At 66.5% G+C, this 17,388-nt stretch carries 10 protein-coding genes; 8 read left to right on the forward strand and 2 right to left on the reverse strand.

Annotated elements, in window-relative coordinates:
* Window positions 1–27 precede the first annotated feature (27 nt).
* A complete protein-coding gene (locus tag QRQ56_RS00395; protein ID WP_438736731.1) occupies window positions 28–588 on the forward strand; it encodes a hypothetical protein in 561 nt (186 codons plus the stop codon).
* 408 nt (window positions 589–996) lie between these two features.
* Here QRQ56_RS00395 and dgcA read toward each other — a convergent pair whose 3' ends face one another.
* Complete coding sequence (dgcA, locus tag QRQ56_RS00400) at window positions 997–1,992, reverse strand: N-acetyl-D-Glu racemase DgcA (protein WP_438736733.1); 996 nt, start codon at window positions 1,990–1,992, stop codon at window positions 997–999.
* A gap of 134 nt (window positions 1,993–2,126) precedes the next feature.
* On the opposite strand from dgcA, the gene QRQ56_RS00405 reads away from it, so the two are divergent.
* From QRQ56_RS00405 to QRQ56_RS00435, 7 genes are all read left to right on the forward strand, one after another.
* Complete coding sequence (locus tag QRQ56_RS00405; RefSeq protein WP_438736735.1) at window positions 2,127–3,260, forward strand: MlaE family ABC transporter permease; 1,134 nt, start codon at window positions 2,127–2,129, stop codon at window positions 3,258–3,260.
* Window positions 3,261–3,262: 2 nt separating this feature from the next.
* Window positions 3,263–4,030 (forward strand): ABC transporter ATP-binding protein, encoded by a 768-nt coding sequence (locus tag QRQ56_RS00410; protein WP_438736737.1) that lies wholly within the window; start codon window positions 3,263–3,265, stop codon window positions 4,028–4,030.
* 29 nt (window positions 4,031–4,059) lie between these two features.
* Window positions 4,060–4,935 carry an MlaD family protein gene (locus QRQ56_RS00415; protein WP_438736739.1) on the forward strand — a complete coding sequence of 292 codons (876 nt, stop codon included), beginning with the start codon at window positions 4,060–4,062 and terminating at the stop codon, window positions 4,933–4,935.
* 578 nt (window positions 4,936–5,513) lie between these two features.
* A complete protein-coding gene (locus tag QRQ56_RS00420) occupies window positions 5,514–5,690 on the forward strand; it encodes a DUF3311 domain-containing protein (RefSeq protein ID WP_438736740.1) in 177 nt (58 codons plus the stop codon).
* Window positions 5,680–7,173 carry a monocarboxylate uptake permease MctP gene (mctP, locus tag QRQ56_RS00425; protein ID WP_438736741.1) on the forward strand — a complete coding sequence of 498 codons (1,494 nt, stop codon included), beginning with the start codon at window positions 5,680–5,682 and terminating at the stop codon, window positions 7,171–7,173. The genes QRQ56_RS00420 and mctP overlap by 11 nt, the downstream gene beginning before the upstream one ends.
* A gap of 142 nt (window positions 7,174–7,315) precedes the next feature.
* On the forward strand, window positions 7,316–10,861 hold the full coding sequence (locus QRQ56_RS00430) for a hybrid sensor histidine kinase/response regulator (RefSeq protein WP_438736742.1): 3,546 nt from the start codon (window positions 7,316–7,318) through the stop codon (window positions 10,859–10,861).
* Window positions 10,858–11,511, forward strand: a complete 654-nt coding sequence (locus tag QRQ56_RS00435) for a response regulator (RefSeq protein WP_438740030.1) — start codon at window positions 10,858–10,860, stop codon at window positions 11,509–11,511. Before QRQ56_RS00430 ends, QRQ56_RS00435 begins: the two co-directional genes overlap by 4 nt.
* Before the next feature lie 70 nt (window positions 11,512–11,581).
* Here QRQ56_RS00435 and QRQ56_RS00440 read toward each other — a convergent pair whose 3' ends face one another.
* Complete coding sequence (locus QRQ56_RS00440) at window positions 11,582–17,362, reverse strand: negative regulator of septation ring formation (protein ID WP_438736743.1); 5,781 nt, start codon at window positions 17,360–17,362, stop codon at window positions 11,582–11,584.
* Between the last annotated feature and the right edge of the window lie 26 nt (window positions 17,363–17,388).

Raw genomic sequence — 17,388 nt, forward strand, 5'->3', positions numbered from 1 at the left:
GGCACAGTTTCTTGGGATATATCTTAGGTGCGATTTTGGCCGATTGATTTTTGGGCTGTGCACCATTTGACAGAGACCATACTAAATGCAGCACAATTGGCCTTTGATTGGGCCGTGAGCCAAGCAGTCACGGGCGTGCTGCAGTGGTTCGGAACAGCTCTTGCCGTCATCGGCATACCGCTTACCTATCGCCAATCTTGGAAGGCCGCGGTAGCAGCAAAAGAGGCCGCTCGCGCTGTCACTCAATTTCAATACCGGTTGGGTTCGGTGAATGTCGCTCATGCGTATTCACAGCTTGAGCTAGCGAAGGGCTTTGTCTTGTCCAAAGATTACACTGCGGCGATCACCGTTGTTGGAATTTTGAAACGAGACGTTCTTCACACCATCAGTTTTTTTGAGAAAGCTGCCAGTCCACCTCTCAATCTCTCTGTGGCTCGCCGAAACATTTCGGCGATCGAAGTCCAATTGGCAAAGGCCTCTCGTTCTGATTCTACCTTTAAGACGCGAACGTTGGACCGAGCTATTAGTGGCTTAAGTGATTGTCTAGTAGATTGGGAAAATCGGTTCGTCACTAACGCGGGGCAATAGAGATGCGGTCGATAAATGAGCTAATTCCAAGGTTACGACAAGCGACCGAAAATAAGAAGCTCAGGTGGGAGTCGGCCTCGGGAGGCTACACGTGCGCGTTTGGTGATTATAAGATTTTTGTATACGAGTGGTCTGATCCTGACAACTCATCGGCCGGCGTGACGGCGCGCCTCACGAAGAGTGAAAATAGATTCGAAACTTTAGATGAAGTCGTGGCGGATCAATTCGACTCTGAATTCGCAGAGGTTTCGAAGCTTTTTCTGGCCGCTCGACGATCAGCCCTGAATGTCGATGACGTGATCGCTGGTATAGAGGGCCTATTAGACAAGCTTTAGTACATTGGGGCGGAAAAGCGTGCGCGGCGCTTAGATTACTTTGAAGACGATGCTGTGATCGACTGGCCTCCCATCAGCCCCACAGCGAGACGTCGGGCGGATAGACCAGGCTGTCGTCATAACGCAGGCCGTGGTCGCGGTCGCGCGCGAGCAGCAAGGGGCCGTCGAGATCGACGAAGCGCGCCTCCGGCGTCACCAGCATCGCAGGCGCCATCGACAGCGAAGTCGCGACCATGCAGCCGATCATGATCTCGAAGCCGAGCGCCTGCGCGGCATCGGACATCGCGAGCGCCTCGGTGAGGCCGCCGGTCTTGTCGAGCTTGATGTTCACCGCGTCGTAGCGATCGCGGAGCGGGGCGAGCGAGGCGCGGTCGTGGACGCTTTCGTCGGCGCAGACCGTGAGCGGCCGCTTGATCCGCGCCAGCACCTCGTCCTTGCCCGCCGGCAGCGGCTGCTCCACCAGCGTGACGCCGACGGCGGCACAGGCGGCGAGGTTGGCTTCCAGATTGGCCTCGATCCAGGCCTCGTTGGCATCGACGATCAGCTCGGATTCGGGCGCGGCCCTGCGCACCGCGGCGATCCGCTCGGGATCGCCGTCGCCGCCGAGCTTGATCTTGAGCAGCGGCCGGCGCGCCGCCTTGGCGGTCGCCGCCGCCATGGCCTCGGGGGTGCCTAACGAGATCGTGTAGGCCGTGGTGCGCTCGCCCGGCACCGGGCGGCCGAGCAGGTTCCAGGCCCGCTCGCCGGCCGCCTTGGCCTCCAGATCGATCAGGGCGCAATCCAGGGCGTTGCGGGCCGCCCCGGGCGGCATGGCGGCCTGGAGGGCTTGCCGGGTGAGTCCGCCCGCGACGGCCTGCTGCATGGCCTGGATGGCGAGGAGCGTCGCCTCGGGCGTCTCGCCATAGCGGGGATAGGGCACGCACTCGCCGCGGCCGGTCAGCCCGTCCCGGCTGACCTCCGCCACGACGGTCACGGCCTCGGTTTTGGCCCCCCGGCTGATGGTAAAGCTGCCCGCGATCGGGAAGCGCTCGATTCGCGCCGCCAAGGCAGCAAGTTTCATGGAAGTCATTTTGAACTCTGGCGAAATCTGAACCTGCTAGTTACCTCTAGCAACTAACATTAACCACTTGGGGATACCTTCTCTGGGTAAGGGCGCGTGCGCAACTCTCTGATTTTCTCCGCCCCGGTACGGGAGCGGACATCTTGAACAGCGATCCGAAGCTGGAACGGATTGCCAAAGGCAATGCGCTGGCCCTTTGCGCCACCGGGACCTGGACCGCGAGTTTCGCGCCGGCCCTGGAGCGGATGGTGGCCGACGCCGAGAAGCTCGCAGGCACCCCGCAAAGCATCTTCATCGACGTCTCCGAGGTCGCCAAGCTCGACACTTTCGGCGCCTGGCTGATCGAGCGGCTGCGCCGCAGCCTGACGAAAGGGCCGGTCGAGGCCCAGATCGCCGGGCTGTCCGCCAATTATTCCAGCCTCGTGGACGAGGTGCGGCGTGTCAGGGCGACGGCCGTGGTCGACTCCAGCCCGATCACCATCACGGGCATGCTGGAGCAGATCGGCCGGGCGGTGGCCGGCGTCGGCGGGACGGTCGCGGGCCTCGTCGACATGCTCGGCGCCGTGCTCGCGGCGGGGTTTCGCGTCCTGATCCGTCCGCGCTCGCTGCGCCTGACCTCGACCGTGCATCACATGGAGCAGGTCTGCTGGCGCGCGGTGCCGATCATCGTGCTGATCACCTTCCTGATCGGCTGCATCATCGCCCAGCAGGGCATCTTCCATTTCCGCCGCTTCGGCGCCGACATCTTCGTGGTCGACATGCTGGGCGTGCTGGTGCTGCGCGAGATCGGCGTGCTTCTCGTCGCGATCATGGTCGCTGGACGCTCGGGCAGCGCCTACACCGCCGAGCTCGGCTCGATGAAGATGCGCGAGGAGATCGACGCGCTGCGCACCATGGGCTTCGACCCGATCGAGGTGCTGGTGCTGCCGCGCATGCTCGCGCTCGTGCTGGCGCTGCCGATCCTGGCCTTCCTCGGCGCGATGGCCGCGCTCTATGGCGGCGGGCTCGTCGCCTGGCTCTATGGCGGGGTCGAGCCCGAAGCCTTCCTGCTGCGCTTGCGCGACGCCATCTCGATCGACCATTTCATCGTCGGCATCGTCAAGGCGCCCGTCATGGCCGCCGTGATCGGCATCGTCGCCTGCGTCGAAGGCCTTGCCGTGCAGGGCAGCGCGGAATCGCTGGGCCAGCACACCACGGCGTCCGTGGTGAAGGGCATCTTCTTCGTCATCGTGATGGACGGCGTGTTCGCCATCTTCTTCGCTTCGATCGGGATGTGACGATGGCGCCCGAGATCGAGAACCCCATCATCCGCGTCCGCGACATCACCGTGCAGTTCGGGTCGACGCGCGTGCTCGACGGCCTCAACCTCGACGTCAAGCGCGGCGAGATTTTGGGGTTTGTCGGCCCCTCCGGCGCCGGCAAGTCGGTGCTGACGCGCACCATCATCGGCCTCGTGCCGAAGGTCGCGGGCTCCATCGAGGTGTTCGGCGTCGACCTCGATTCCAATACGGCGCAGCGGCGCAACGTGGAGCGGCGCTGGGGCGTCCTGTTCCAGCAGGGCGCGTTGTTCTCCTCGCTGACCGTGCGGCAGAACATCCAGTTTCCGATGCGCGAATATCTTCGCGTGTCGCAGCGGCTGATGGACGAGATCACCATGGCCAAGCTGACCATGGTCGGCCTCAAGCCGGAGGTCGCCGAGCGGTTTCCCTCGGAACTCTCGGGCGGCATGATCAAGCGCGTGGCGCTCGCCCGCGCGCTCTCGCTCGATCCTGACCTCGTGTTCCTGGACGAGCCGACCTCGGGCCTCGATCCGATCGGCGCCGGCGACTTCGACGAGCTGGTCAGGACGCTCCAGCGCACTTTGGGGCTGACCGTTTTCATGGTAACCCACGATCTCGACAGCCTTTACACCGCGTGCGACCGTATCGCCGTTTTAGGGAACGGTAAGATCATTGCGGCAGGGTCGATCGCCGACATGCAGGCCTCGCAGCATCCCTGGTTGAGGCAGTATTTCCATGGCAAGCGCGCCCGCGCGGTCATGACGTGAATAGCTGGGATGAGTAGCCGGAGTACCTGATGGAAACGCGGGCGAACTACGTATTGATCGGCTCGTTCACGCTGGCGGTGATCGCCGCGGCGATCGGCTTCGTGCTCTGGTTCCAGTCGCTGCACACCACCAAGCAGCGCAGCCCGTTGCGCGTCGTGTTCGAGGGCCCGGCGGCGGGCCTGCGCAATGGCGGCAGCGTCAACTTCAACGGTATCCGGGTGGGTGAGGTGGTCTCGGTGAAGCTCGACAACCCGCGGCGGGTTGTCGCACTGGCGATGATCGAGAACAACGCTCCGATCCGCAAGGACACGCTGGTCGGCCTCGAATTCCAGGGCCTCACCGGCGTCGCCGCGATCTCGCTCAAGGGCGGCGACGAAGCTGCGCCGTCGCCGCCGCTCGACCAGGACGGCATCCCGACGCTGACCGCCGACCCCAACAAGCTGCAGGACGTCACCGAGGCGATCCGCGGCACGCTGCAGAACATCAACAAGATCGTCGCCGACAATCAGGAGTCGGTGAAGAACTCGCTGAAGAATCTCGAGACCTTCACCAACTCGCTCGCGCGCAACTCCGAGAAGATCGACGGCGTAATGGCCAAGGTCGACGGCGTCATGCTCAAGGCCGACAATCTCATGCTCGGCCTCAACACGCTCGCCGGCGGCAAGGACGGTGGCGAGCTGTTCCAGGCGGTGAAGTCGATCCGCGAGCTCGCCGACGATTTCGACAAGCGCTCCGGTGCGCTGATGGCCGACGGCCGCCGCACCCTCGGTGACATCAGCCGCGCCGTGAACAATTTCGACCGCAACCCGACCCGCGTGCTGTTCGGCGCCAGCAACTCATCGCAGCCGGCCCCGCCGCCGGCCGAACCGCCGAAGCCGGTGCCCGCCGCGAGCGGCAGGCGGTAAGAAACGCAAGTTCGCGCCTCCCTCTCCACGTCATTGCGAGCGTAGCGAAGCAATCCAGGCTGTCTCCGCGGAGGCAGTCTGGATTGCTTCGTTGCTTCGCCTCACGCAATGACGTGCAGCAGCCGCAGCACAATCACTCTCGTGTCCCGGACGCGCTGCAGCGTGCAACGCTGCTGCGCAGAGCCGGGACCCAGACGGCCACACGGCACACGCCGCGACATGGGCCCCGGCTCTGCAGCGCACCACCCCGGACGATGCTCCGCATCGCCGGGCCGCTGCGCTGCGTCCGGGGCACGAGAGCGGAGCGAGTGGGGCACGGGCTCTATCCACCGTCATTGCGAGCGTAGCGAAGCAATCCAGGCTGTCTCCGCAGAGGCAGTCTGGATTGCTTCGTCGCCTGCGCAAAATTGCTTCGCAATTTTGTCGCGGGCTCCTCGCAATGACGGGGCGATACGAAAGTATGGGGGTCTGGCCGAGCCAAGGTAGGGGGAGGGGCTCGCCGTCATTGTCCGCTATATCGCGCTCGAGGCGTGCCCACGACAAGGCACGTCGACTTCACTCACAGGGGAGGAGAGCGCGTGGTACGCTTGCTGCTGTTGTTGCCGTTCATCGGCCTGATGATCGTGCCGTTCTACAATATCAGGGAGCCCTATCTGTTCGGCTTCCCGTTCTTCTACTGGTACCAGCTCGCCTGGGTGCCGCTGACCTCGCTCCTCACCTACATCGTCTACAGGAGCGCGCGCCGTGCTGACTGATGTCGATAGCGCGGCATTCGCCGTATTCCTCGCACTGTTCGTTCTCGTCACCGGCATGGGCTTCGTCGCCTCGCGCTGGCGCAAGCCGGAGACGCTCGCCCATCTCGACGAGTGGGGCCTCGGTGGCCGCAAGTTCGGGACCTGGATCACCTGGTTCCTGGTCGGCGGCGACTTCTACACCGCCTACACCGTGATCGCTGTTCCGGCGCTGGTTTATGCTGTCGGCGCCTACGGCTTCTTCGCGCTGCCCTACACCATCATCGTCTATCCTTTCGTGTTCGCGGTGATGCCGGTGTTGTGGAAGGTCGCCAAGGAGCGCGGCTATGTCACTGCCGGCGACGTGGTGCGTGGCGCCTATGGCTCGCGCGGGCTCGAGCTCGCCGTGGCTGCCACCGGCGTGCTGGCGACGATGCCCTACATCGCGCTCCAGCTCATCGGCATGGAGGTCGCGATCAAGGCACTCGGGCTGCACGGCGAGATACCGCTGGTTCTCGCCTTCCTGGTGCTGGCACTCTACACCTATTCGTCGGGCCTGCGCGCACCGGCGCTGATCGCCTTCGTCAAGGACATCATGATCTACATCGTGGTGATCGCCGCGATCGCGATCGTGCCGTCCAAGCTCGGCGGCTATGGTGAGATCTTCAGCGCGGCGGATGCGGCATTCGCCGCGAAGGGCGCGGGCGGCATCCTGCTGTCGCCGGCGCAGATCGTGCCCTACGCCTCGCTGGCGTTCGGCTCGGCGCTCGCCGCCTTCATGTATCCGCACACCTTGACCGGCATCTTCGCGTCCTCGGGCGGCAACACCATCCGCAAGAATGCGATGCTGCTGCCGGCCTACACGCTGCTGCTCGGCCTGCTCGCGCTGCTGGGCTACATGGGCCACGCGGCGGGGCTGAAGCTCGCCAGCAACAACGACGTCGTGCCCGAGCTGTTCAAGACGCTGTTCCCGAGCTGGTTCGCGGGCTTTGCCTTCGCCGCGATCGCGATCGGCGCGCTTGTGCCGGCAGCCGTCATGAGCATCGGTGCGGCCAATTTGTTCACCCGCAACTTCTGGAAGGTGTGGATCGACCCGAAGGTGACGCCGGCAGGCGAGGCCAAGGTCGCCAAGATCACCTCCATGCTGGTGAAGGTCGGCGCGCTGCTCGCCATTCTCCTGATGCCGACGCAGTTCGCGCTCGACCTGCAGCTGCTCGGGGGGCTCTGGATCCTGCAGACGCTGCCGGCGCTGGTGTTCGGTCTTTATCTGAACTGGTTCTCCAGCACGGCGCTGCTGGCCGGCTGGGCCGTCGGCCTCGCGGGCGGATCCTGGCTCGCCTGGTCGGACGGACTGAAGCCGCTGCACAGCATCGACTTCGGCGCCGGCAAGGTCGCGATCTACACGGGCCTCCTGGCGCTCGCGCTCAACATCGTGGTGGCCGTGGCGGTCAACCTGGTGGTCAAGCGCGCGCCGCAGCGACGGCTGTCCGGCGAGGCCGCCGAGTGATCGCGGGCGGCGGCCGGAGATTTTTCGGCCGCCGCTCCCTTTCGACATGAACAGCCTTCCATGCGATTGAAAACGCTCTAGTATCCGCCCGCGCCCCGGCCGCTCGCCGTGGGCGGATCAGACCGTCTCGGGTGAGGATGTCTTGCAGGCGTGGTTCGTTCTTGCGGTCGCTGCCGGCTATGTGACCACGCTGTTCCTGGTGGCCTGGTGGGGCGATCGGCGAAGCGCCGGCGGGCCGCTGGTGCCGCCGAATTCATGGGCGGCCGCGATCAGCTATTGCCTGACGCTTGCGGTCTACAACACCTCGTGGAGCTTCTACGGATCGGTCGGGCGGGCCGCGACCAGCGGACTGGACTTCGCCACGATCTATATCGGCCCGACGCTGGTGCTGCTGTTCGGCCAGAAGCTGCTGTCCAAGGTGATTGCGATCGCCAAGGCGCAGAACGTCACCTCGATCGCGGACTTCATCGCCGCGCGCTACGGCAAGAGCCAGGTGCTCGCGGCCTTCGTGACGCTTGCATCGCTGCTCGGCGTGCTTCCCTACATCGCGCTCCAGCTCAAGGCCGTGGGCAAGAGCTTCGACTATCTGATCCTCCAGCCCGAGCGGGCCGGCGGCGAGGCGCTGCGGTTCTGGCAGGATTCCGCCTTCGGCGTCGCCGCGTCGATGGCGCTGTTCGCGATCGTGTTCGGTGTCCGGCATGTCCATGCCAGCGAGCATCATCGCGGCCTGATGCTCGCGATCGCCTTCGAGAGCGTCGTCAAGCTGCTCGCGTTCCTGATCGTCGCGCTGTTCGTTCTGTTCGGATTGTCCGGCGGGCCGGCCACTCTGCTGTCGCAGTTCCAGTCGGAGCCGCAGCTCGCGGGAATTCTGAGCTTCGATCCAGCGCAGCCGGTATGGCCCGCGACCATCATCATCTCAGGCATTGCTTTCCTTTGCCTGCCGCAGGCCTTCCACGTCGCCGTCGTCGAGAACGAGGCGCCCGGCCATACGCGGACCGCGGCATGGCTCTATCCGGCCTATCTTGCGCTGTTCAGCCTCTTGATCCTGCCGATCGCCGCGGACGGGCTTGCCAGGTTCGGTGCGATGATGGACCCCGACACCTACGTCATCTCGCTGCCGATCGCAGCGGATGCGAGCACCATCAGCCTGATCGCGTTCCTCGGCGGATTGTCCGCCGCCACTGGCATGGTGATCATGACCTCGGTCGCCCTCAGCACCATGCTGTGCAACGACGTCATCATGCCGCTGCTGCTGCGCTCGCGCGTCTTCGGATTGCGGGCGCAGAGCCGTCCGATGACCTCGGTGCTCGTGGCGGTGCGCCGGCTCTCGATCCTCGGCATCCTGCTGCTCGCCTATCTGATGCACCGCCTGGTCAACCAATCCTATCCGCTCACATTGATCGGATTGCTGTCGTTCGTCGCGGTCGCGCAATTCGGTCCGGCGTTCGTCGGAGGGCTGTTCTGGCCGCGGGCCAACAAGGCCGGCGCCTCGCTCGGCATCGCGGTCGGCTTCTCCATCTGGGCCTACACGCTGCTGCTGCCCTCGGCCGCACCGCTCTGGCCCGCGATCGAGGAGATCGTCCGCCAGGGCCCGTGGCAGCTCGGCTGGCTCAGGCCGAACGCACTACTGGGTCTCGACGGGATCGATCCGATCTCGCACGCGACGCTCTGGAGCCTTGGTGCCAATCTCGTCTGCTTCCTCGTGGTCTCGGCGCTCGGGCGGCAATCCACCGTCGAGCGTAACCAGGCGGCCGCGTTCGCCGACGGCGTGGTCCGCGAATCCATCCCGAAACTCTCTTCACGCGTGTTGGTCCGGCTTGACGATCTTCGCGCGCTGGCGCTGCGTTTCGTCGGCGTGGAGCGCGGCGCCGCGGCCTTCGACAATTATCTGGCAGCCCGCAGCGCAGGGGCCGGGCCGCGCCTCGATCCGTCGGGCCTGGTCGACCTTGACTCGATCCGGTTCACCGAGAACCTGCTGGCCGGCGCCATCGGCGCGGCATCGGCGCGCGTCGTGATCGCGGCGTCGCTGGAAGGGCATTCGCTGTCGCGGCGGGAGGCCATGGCGATGCTCGACGAAGCCTCCGAAGCGCTGCGCTTCAATCGCAGCCTGCTACAGAGCACGCTCGAAAGCGTGCCGCAGGGCATCTGCGCCTTCGACGCCGAATTCAACATCACGGCCTGGAACGGCCGCTTCATCGCGCTGCTCGACCTGCCGCCGGATTTCGTGCGGGTTGGACTTGCCCTGGCGGACCTCATCGCGTTCAACGTCGAGCGCGGCGAATATGCCGCCTCCGAATTCGCCGCGCTCCTGGTCAACCGTGACGTCGCCGCGCAGAGCTGGCCCTATCGCTACGAGCGCAAGCGGCCGGACGGCACCGTGCTCGAGATCGTCTACGACCGCGTCGCCGAGGGCGGCTACGTCTCGACCTATACCGACGTGACCGAGCGTCACCGGGCCGCCGAAGCCTTGCGGCGCGCCAATGAAGGGCTCGAGCTGCGGGTCCGCGAGCGGACAGAGGCGCTCGAACAGGCCAAGGGGGAGGCCGAGCAGGCCAATCTCGGCAAGACCCGTTTCCTGGCCGCGGCCAGCCACGATCTGCTGCAGCCGCTGAATGCGGCGCGCTTGTTCCTGTCCGCGCTCGACGAGAGCCTGCATGCAGCTTCGCGATCGGGCGATGGCGACAAGGAGCGCGTCCTGGCGAGCAGCGCGATCACGGCTCTGCGCTCGACCGAGCACGTGCTCGACAGGCTGCTCGACATCTCCTCCTACGATGCCGGCGCCGTTCGCGCCGAGATATCCGACTTCCCGATCGCGGACCTGCTCGTTCAGTTGAACGTCGAATTCTCGGCGATGGCACGCGAGCGCGGCCTCGTCCTGCGCGTCGTCGATTGTCATCACGTGGTGCTGAGCGATCCGCATCTGTTGCGCCGGATCCTGCAGAACCTGCTGTCGAACGCGCTTCGCTACACGCCGAAGGGGCGCATCCTGCTCGGGTGCCGGCGGCGCGGCTCGGCGTTGCGCATCGAGGTCTGGGATACCGGCATTGGAATCGCGGCGGCGGACCAGAAGCGTATCTTCGAAGAGTTCCAGCGCCTCGCGCCCGGGGCCGAGAAGGGATTGGGACTCGGGCTCGCCATCGTCGAGCGCGTGTCGCGGCTTCTCGACCACGCCGTCGACGTCCGTTCGCGTCCGGGACGGGGGTCGTGCTTTGCCGTCACGGTGCCGCTCGGGCGCGGGCCGGGCCGGCCGCTGCAGCGCAGCCCGGCGATGGCCGCGCCGACCGTGGCGGAACGTGCGCTGACCGTCCTGTGTCTGGACAATGACGCGACGATCCTCGATGGCCTCTCGGCGCTGCTCGGTGGCTGGGGACACCGCGTGCTGGTCGCAACCGACGCCGCCGCGGCGATGGACGCGGCCGCGACCGTCCCGCCCGACATCGTGCTGCTCGACTACCATCTCGACGGCGGCCGCAACGGCTTGGACTTTCTCGATGATCTCAGGCAGAAGGCGGGACGCGACGTCCGTGCGCTGGTCGTTACCGGCGATCGCGGCGAGGCGGTGCGCAAGGCGGCGAGGGCGCGCGGCTGCGAGGTTCTGTCGAAGCCGGTCAAGCCGGCGGCGCTGCGGCGCTTTCTCGGCGGCGAAGCCCTGACCCGGCAGTTCGGAACGAAACCGGAGACGTTCTGACGATGCGCATCCTGATCGGGGACGACCATCCGCTGGTGCAGGCCGCGCTGCGCAGCGCGCTGTCGAGCGTGCTGCCCGATCTCGACATCGTCGCCTGCCAGTCACTGGACGAGGCGATCGGCATCCTGACGGGCCAGGCCGACGACATCGACCTGATCCTCTGGGATCTGACCATGCCGGGTATCCAGGGCTTTGCCGCGCTGTTCATCCTGTCGGCGCAATTCCCGACGGTGCCGGTTGCGATCATCTCGGCGCGTCAGGACGCGGCCACGATCCGCCGCGCCATCGCCTATGGCGCGTCCGGCTACATCCCGAAATCGCTCGGCCTGCCCGAGATGGCGGAGGCGATCACGAAGATCCTCGCCGGCGAGATCTGGATGCCACCCAATGTCGGCGGCCGTGGCTCGATCCAGAGCGCCGACGTCGAGCTGGCGGCGCGGATGGCGACGCTTTCGGCGCAGCAACTGCGCATCCTTGCGATGATCGTGGAGGGCAAGCTCAACAAGCAGATCGCGGGCGAGCTCGACATCGCCGAGCAGACCGTGAAGGGCCACGTCTCGACCATCCTGCGCAAGCTCGGCGTCGGCTCGCGCACCCAGGCCGCGGTGCTCGCCGAGCGGCTGTCATTCGGCCAGCCCGGCGGCAATTGAGCTTCAGGACATCCAAACAAAAACGGAGGCCGCAAGGCCTCCGTTTTCTCATTTGCGATTGGCTTGCCGCTTATCCCAGCCGTCCCGCCGCATGGGCGAGCAGCGTGTAGACCAGACCCGTCTCCGAGGTCAGGTGGCTGCGCAGCTCCTGCGGACCTCGGCCATCGCGGGCGACCTCGTCGAGCAAGCGCTCGAACTCGGCGACGTAGCGGTCGACCGTGGCCTTGAAGTTGCGGTCGGCGCGATACTTGCGGGCGACCTCGTCGAAGGCCTTCTGGCCGGCGGGCGTGTACAGGCGCTTGGTGAAGGCCTTGTTCTCGCCGCGCTGGTAGCGGTCCCACATCTCGGCCGCGAGGTTGCGGTCCATCAGCCGGCCGATGTCGAGCGATAGCGATTCCAGCGGATTGCTGCTTGCCTGCGGCGCCTGGGGCTGCGGCGCGGGGGCGGCGCGGCCACGGGGAGCCTCACGTCCGGTCGGGGCGCCTTGATTGGCGTCCGTGCGGTTGAGCAGGTCCGACAGCCAGCCGTCACGGCCCTGGTCGTTGCCGCCGGGCGCGACCGGCGGCGCTTCGGTGCGGCGCGAGGGCGCGGGCATGCCGAGGTCCGGCGGCGGCAGCGTGGAGGCGCTGCCGGTGTCGCGCATGCGGGTCTCGGCGGCGCGAGCGCCGGCGGTCGCCATCATCGGCTCTTCCTGGCGCTGCACGGCGACCGACGCACGGCCCGCCGTGGTGACGTCGAGGCCGCGGCCATGCTGGGCCACGATGCGGTTGAGCTCGGCGAGCGCCTCGATCTGGTCGACGATCACCTTGCGCATCTGCGCCGTGCTCTCGGCGGCCTCCTGCGGCATCTCGAGCACGCCGCGGCGCAGCTCGTTGCGGGTGGCTTCGAGCTCGTTGTGCATCTCGAAGGCCATCTGCTTCATGCTGGAGACGAGGTTGGTGAACTTCTCCGTCGACTGCTTGAACATCGCATCCGCCTCGTCGGTGGTCTGGCGGTAGATGTCGTGCATCGCCTCGATGGTCTGGCGGTGCTCTTCCTCGGAGGCCGAGCGCACCGCCTCGAACTGGCGGGTGATCGCGGCCGAGCCGGCGCCGGCGGTCTCGGCGACGACGCGGGCGATGTCGCGGGCACGCTCTTCGGCCGCGGCCAGCGATTCATCGAGCAGGCCGGTGAAGCGCGACAGCCGCTGGTCGAGATCGGCGGTGCGCAGGTCGATGGTGGTGACCAGCGATTCCAGCGCCTGCTTGCGCTCGGCGAGCGAGGCGGTGGTGTTCTTGTTGCTCTGCTCGACGACCTGTGCGGCCTCGACCAGCGCCTGGCCGTGCTTGTCGAACTGGGTCGAGAGTTCGCCGAGGTCCTGCAGCGCCTTCGTGGTCTTGCTGTTGAAGACGTTGAGCTGGTCTTCCAGGTTCTGCGTCGCCGCGCCGTTGCGCGAGGTGACGTCATTCATCGCCGAGACGAAGTCGGCGACACGCGTCACCAGCGCCCGCTCGAGCGAGTTGAGGTTGTCGTGCGCACCGGTCAGCACCTCCTGGAGGAGGATGTTGCCTTCGCGCAGACGCTCGAACAGCGCCACGGTGTCGGTGCGCAGGATCTTGCTGGTCTCCTGCATCTCGGTGACGGCCGCGATCGAAACCTGGCGCGACTGGTCGATCGCGGAACGCGAGGCCTGCTCGAGGTCCTTGAGCGACTTGCCGACCGCGCTGGTGGCGATCTCGCTCGCCGCGTTGATGGTGCGGGCGACTTCCGAGCCGTTGCCCATCATGGTCTGCGAGAAAGCCTGGCCGCGCGTCTCGATCGACTTCAGCGCGTCCGAGGTGACGCGGTCGATGTCGAGCGTGAGCTGGCTGGTCTTCGAGCCGATCGCGTCGACCAGGGCGCCGCGCTTGGCGTCGATCATGTTCGACAGGCGGTCGGCCTGCTGCTGCACATAGGTGACGATCTCGTCGGTCTTGCCGGTCATGGCCTGGCCGAAGCTGGAGCTGGCGGCGAGCACCGAGCGCTCGACGTCGGAGGAGCTCGACTTGACGCGCGAGCTCGCCTCGTTGGAGGCCGTGATCAGCGCGTTCTGGGCGTTGAGCGCGCTGGTCTGGATGTCGTTGGTCGCGTTCGCGGTGGCCGCGCTCAGCGTGCGCTCGATCTCGGTCGAGATCGTGCGGATCTGGCTCGCGGCATCCGCCGAGGTCGAGGTCAGCGAGGTCTGGGCCTCACGCGCGCTGTTGAGGATGGTCGAGGCGGTGTCGGCGCCGACCGCGGTCAGCGTGCGCTCGATGTCCGTGGTCAGCGACTTGATCTGGCTTGCCGCGTCGGTCGAGGCGGTGATCAGCGAGCCCTGGGCCTCGCGCACGCCGCTGGTGAGCGCCTCGATGGTGGCGCCGCCGGCGGTTGCCAGCGCGCGCTGCATCTCGGCCGCGAGCGAACGGACCTGGCTGGTCTGTTCGGCCGAGACCGTGAGCAGGGTGCTCTGGGCGTCGCGGGCGCTGGTGGTGATCGTCTCGGCGGTGGTCTGGCCGACCTGCGAGAGCGAACGATGCACCTCGGCCGCGAGCGACTTGACCTGGTTGGCTGCCTCGGAGGACGCCGTGACCAGCATGTTCTGCGCTTCACGCGCGCCGGCCGTGATGGTTTCGGCGGTCGAGGAGCCCGCCATCGAGAGCGAGCGCTGCACGTCGGCGGTGAGCGACTTGACCTGAGCCGCCGCATCCGTGGAGCCGGCGACCAGGGTGTTCTGGGCCTCGCGGGCGCCGGTCATGATGGTTTCGGCGGTCGAGGTGCCGGCCATCGTGAGCGAACGCTGCACGTCGGAGGACAGTGCCTTGATCTGGTTGGCGGTCTCGCTCGAGGCCGCGATCAGCGCGCTCTGCGCGTCGCGGGCACCGGCGGTGATCGATTCCGCCGTGGTGCTGCCGGCCAGCGACAGCGAGCGCTGGACGTCGGCGGTGAGCGTCTTGACGTGGTTGGCCGCGTCCGAGGACGCCGTGACGAGGGTGGTCTGCACCTCGCGGGCGCCGGCCAGGATCGAGGCCGCGGTGGCGGAACCTGCCGCCGACAGCGTGCGCTCGACGTCGGTTGCAAGTCCCTTGATCTGGTTGGAGGCGTCGCCCGACGCTGCGATCAGCGTAGACTGCGCTTCGCGGGCGCTGGTCAGGATCGAGTTCGCCGCACCGGTGCCGACCGCGGTCAGCGCCTGCTCGACCTCGGCCGAGGTCATCTTGAGCTGGGCGTTGACGTCGGAGGAGACCGTCATCAGCGACTGCTGGGCGGTGCGCGCACCGGTCTGGATCGTCTCGCTGGTGTTGACGACGAGGTTGGTGAGCGAGCGCTCGGCGTCCTCGACATGCGAGCGGATCGCGGTCGAGATCATCTCGGCGCGGGACATCATGTCCTCGCTGGCCTGGCGGCCGCTGCTCTCGATGCGACCGGCGACGGCCTCGACACGCGAGCCGAGCAGGTCCTCGAACTGCGCCACGCGCACGTCGATGTCGCTCGCGACCGAGCCGACCTTGGTCTCGATGGCCTGGTGGATCTCCTGGAAGCGCGCCGTGACCGTGTCGGTCAGGTGCGTGGAGCGGCCGTCGATGATCTCGGTGACGCCGGTGATGCGGCGGTCGACCGCGTCGATCGCCTGGGCGGTGCCGTCGGTGAGCGTCGAGGTCAGGAGGGTGAGGCGGGTGTCGATCGACTGCACGGCCTGCGAGGCGCCGTTGGTCACCGCGGTGCTGAGATAGGTGAGGCGGGAGTCGATGGATTCTAGCGCCTGTGTCGCATTGCCCGTCAGCGTCGTCGTGAGGTGCGTCAGGCGGGTGTCGATCGACTGGATGGTCTGCGAGGCGCCGTCCGTCAGCGTGCTCGTGAGGTGGGTGAGGCGGGAGTCGATCGAATGGATCGCCTGCGTAGCGCCGTCCGTCAGCGTCGTTGCCAGCGTGCCGAGCCGATTGTCGATCGTGTCGGTCACCGATTTGGCACGGGTGTCGAACGATTCTTCGAGCGCGGCGACGCGGCCGACGAGCTGCTCGTCGAAGGTCTTGATGTGACCTTCGATCGTTCCGTCGAGGCTGGAGATCTTGCCGTTCAGCGAGGCGTCGAAATTGCTGACGCGTTCGCCGATCGTGGTTTCGAACTGGACCAGGCGCTGGTCGAGCACGGCCGTGATCTCGCCGCCGTTGGCGGTGAAGCGGGTGTCGAAATTGTCGACATAGGTCTTCAGCGACTCGTGGATGTCCTGCGTGCGCTGGCCCATGCGCTCGACGATCTCGCCGCCGAACGTCTTCACGGTGCGGTCGAACTCGGAAATGTGGCGCGTGATCAGGGCGCCCAGCGTGCCGCTGTCGCGGGCGAACTTCTCGACCAGCTCGGTGCCCTGGTTCCGAACCAGCTCGTCGAACGCGCTCATCTGCAGCGACAGCGAGTCGTGCGCGGTCTCGGTCTGGCTCACGACCTTGGCGACGAGGGTGTTGACGGTGGCGTCGAGCGCCTCGCTCGCCTTGTCGCCGCTCGTCATGATCTGGCCGGCGAGGCGGTTGCCGGCGTCGTCGATCTTGGAGGAGAGGTCGTTGGAGCGCAGCTCGAGCTCGAGCAGCAGCGAGTCCGAGGAGTTCTTCAGGCTGTCGTGCACCTGTTCGGTGCGCTCGGAGATGCCGTCGACGATCGCGGCGGAGCGCTGCTCGAACTCGCCGGTGATGCGGTCGATGCGCTCGTTGAGCATCTCGTGGACGCGGTCGGCGAGGTCGACGAACTCGTCGTGGACGTGGCCGGTCTTGAAGTTGAGGCTTGTGGTCAGCCGCTCGCTGGCGTCGAGCACGGCGCGCGTGGTCTCGTTGCTGGCCTCCTCGAGGCGGTCGAGCAGGTCGCCGCCGCGCTCGCCGAGCGCCAGGATCATGTTGTCGCCGGCATTGCTCAGCGCGCTGGTGATGTGGGCGCCGCGCTCTTCCAGCGCGCCGGTGATGGACTTGGCGACCTCGTCGACGCGCGAGGCGATCGCGTCCGAGATCAGCGCGATGTCGTGGCGCAGGTCGATCTGCACGCCGGAGATGGCGCTGCGGACCTGCTCGGCCTGGCCGACCAGATTGTCGCGCTGATGGGCGATGTCCTGGAGCAGGGCGCGGATGCGCACTTCGTTGTCGCTATAGGCGCGCTCCAGAGCTGCGACCTCGTTGGCGACCAGGGTCTCGAGCTCGCCGGCGCGCGCGATCGCGCGTTCGATGCCGTCGCCCATCGCCGCGACCTCGCGGCGGATGGCCTGGCCGACCGTGACCATGGAATCGGAGGCCGAGCCCTCGGGCTCGGAGAAGCGGATCGCGACCTGCGCCATCGCCTGGGCGACCGAACTCATTTGCTGGCCACGCCAGACGAGGCTCGCCAGGAAGAAGAACAGCATGATCGGCGCGAAGAACATCGTGACGAGGCCGGCAATGGCCAGCACGCCGCCGCTCTCGCCGATGGCGGCCCGGATCGAGGGCAGGAAGCCGACGGTCAGCGCGGCGCAAGCCGCGAGCCAGATGACGGTGAAGATGATCGCGCCCGTGTAGATGTTGCGGGACGGGCGTCCCGTCTGCAACGTCTGCAGGAGCTGGCCGATGGTGGCGCGGTCGTCATTGGCGGCACGGCGCGACGAACGCGGTTCCTCGATCGTGTCGAACACGGCAGCGCGCTCGTTGGCGGCGGGGCGCGGCTCGAAGGTCGGTTCATCGAACATCGGCGGGGCGGGCGGCGGCATGGAAGATGCCGTTTCGTTGCGCGCCGAGGCGTTGCGGCTGGTATCCGCAGCGGTGTCGCTGATGTTGAGGGCTTCCTGGATCGCAGAAAGCGCAACTTCTGTGGGGTCTTTGACCTTTTTCGGAGTGTTCGCCATGTTCAGTCCGAGCCCTCGTTACTTTT

Source organism: Bradyrhizobium sp. U531, assembly GCF_051710265.1.
Taxonomy (GTDB): domain Bacteria; phylum Pseudomonadota; class Alphaproteobacteria; order Rhizobiales; family Xanthobacteraceae; genus Bradyrhizobium.

Bases quoted from the DNA above. Each gene is read 5' to 3' on its own strand.
- dgcA (WP_438736733.1), bottom strand. From the start codon at position 1,992: ATGACTTCCATGAAACTTGCTGCCTTGGCGGCGCGAATCGAGCGCTTC.
- QRQ56_RS00410 (WP_438736737.1), top strand. From the start codon at position 3,263: ATGGCGCCCGAGATCGAGAACCCCATCATCCGCGTCCGCGACATCACC.
- QRQ56_RS00415 (WP_438736739.1), top strand. From the start codon at position 4,060: ATGGAAACGCGGGCGAACTACGTATTGATCGGCTCGTTCACGCTGGCG.
- QRQ56_RS00440 (WP_438736743.1), bottom strand. From the start codon at position 17,362: ATGGCGAACACTCCGAAAAAGGTCAAAGACCCCACAGAAGTTGCGCTT.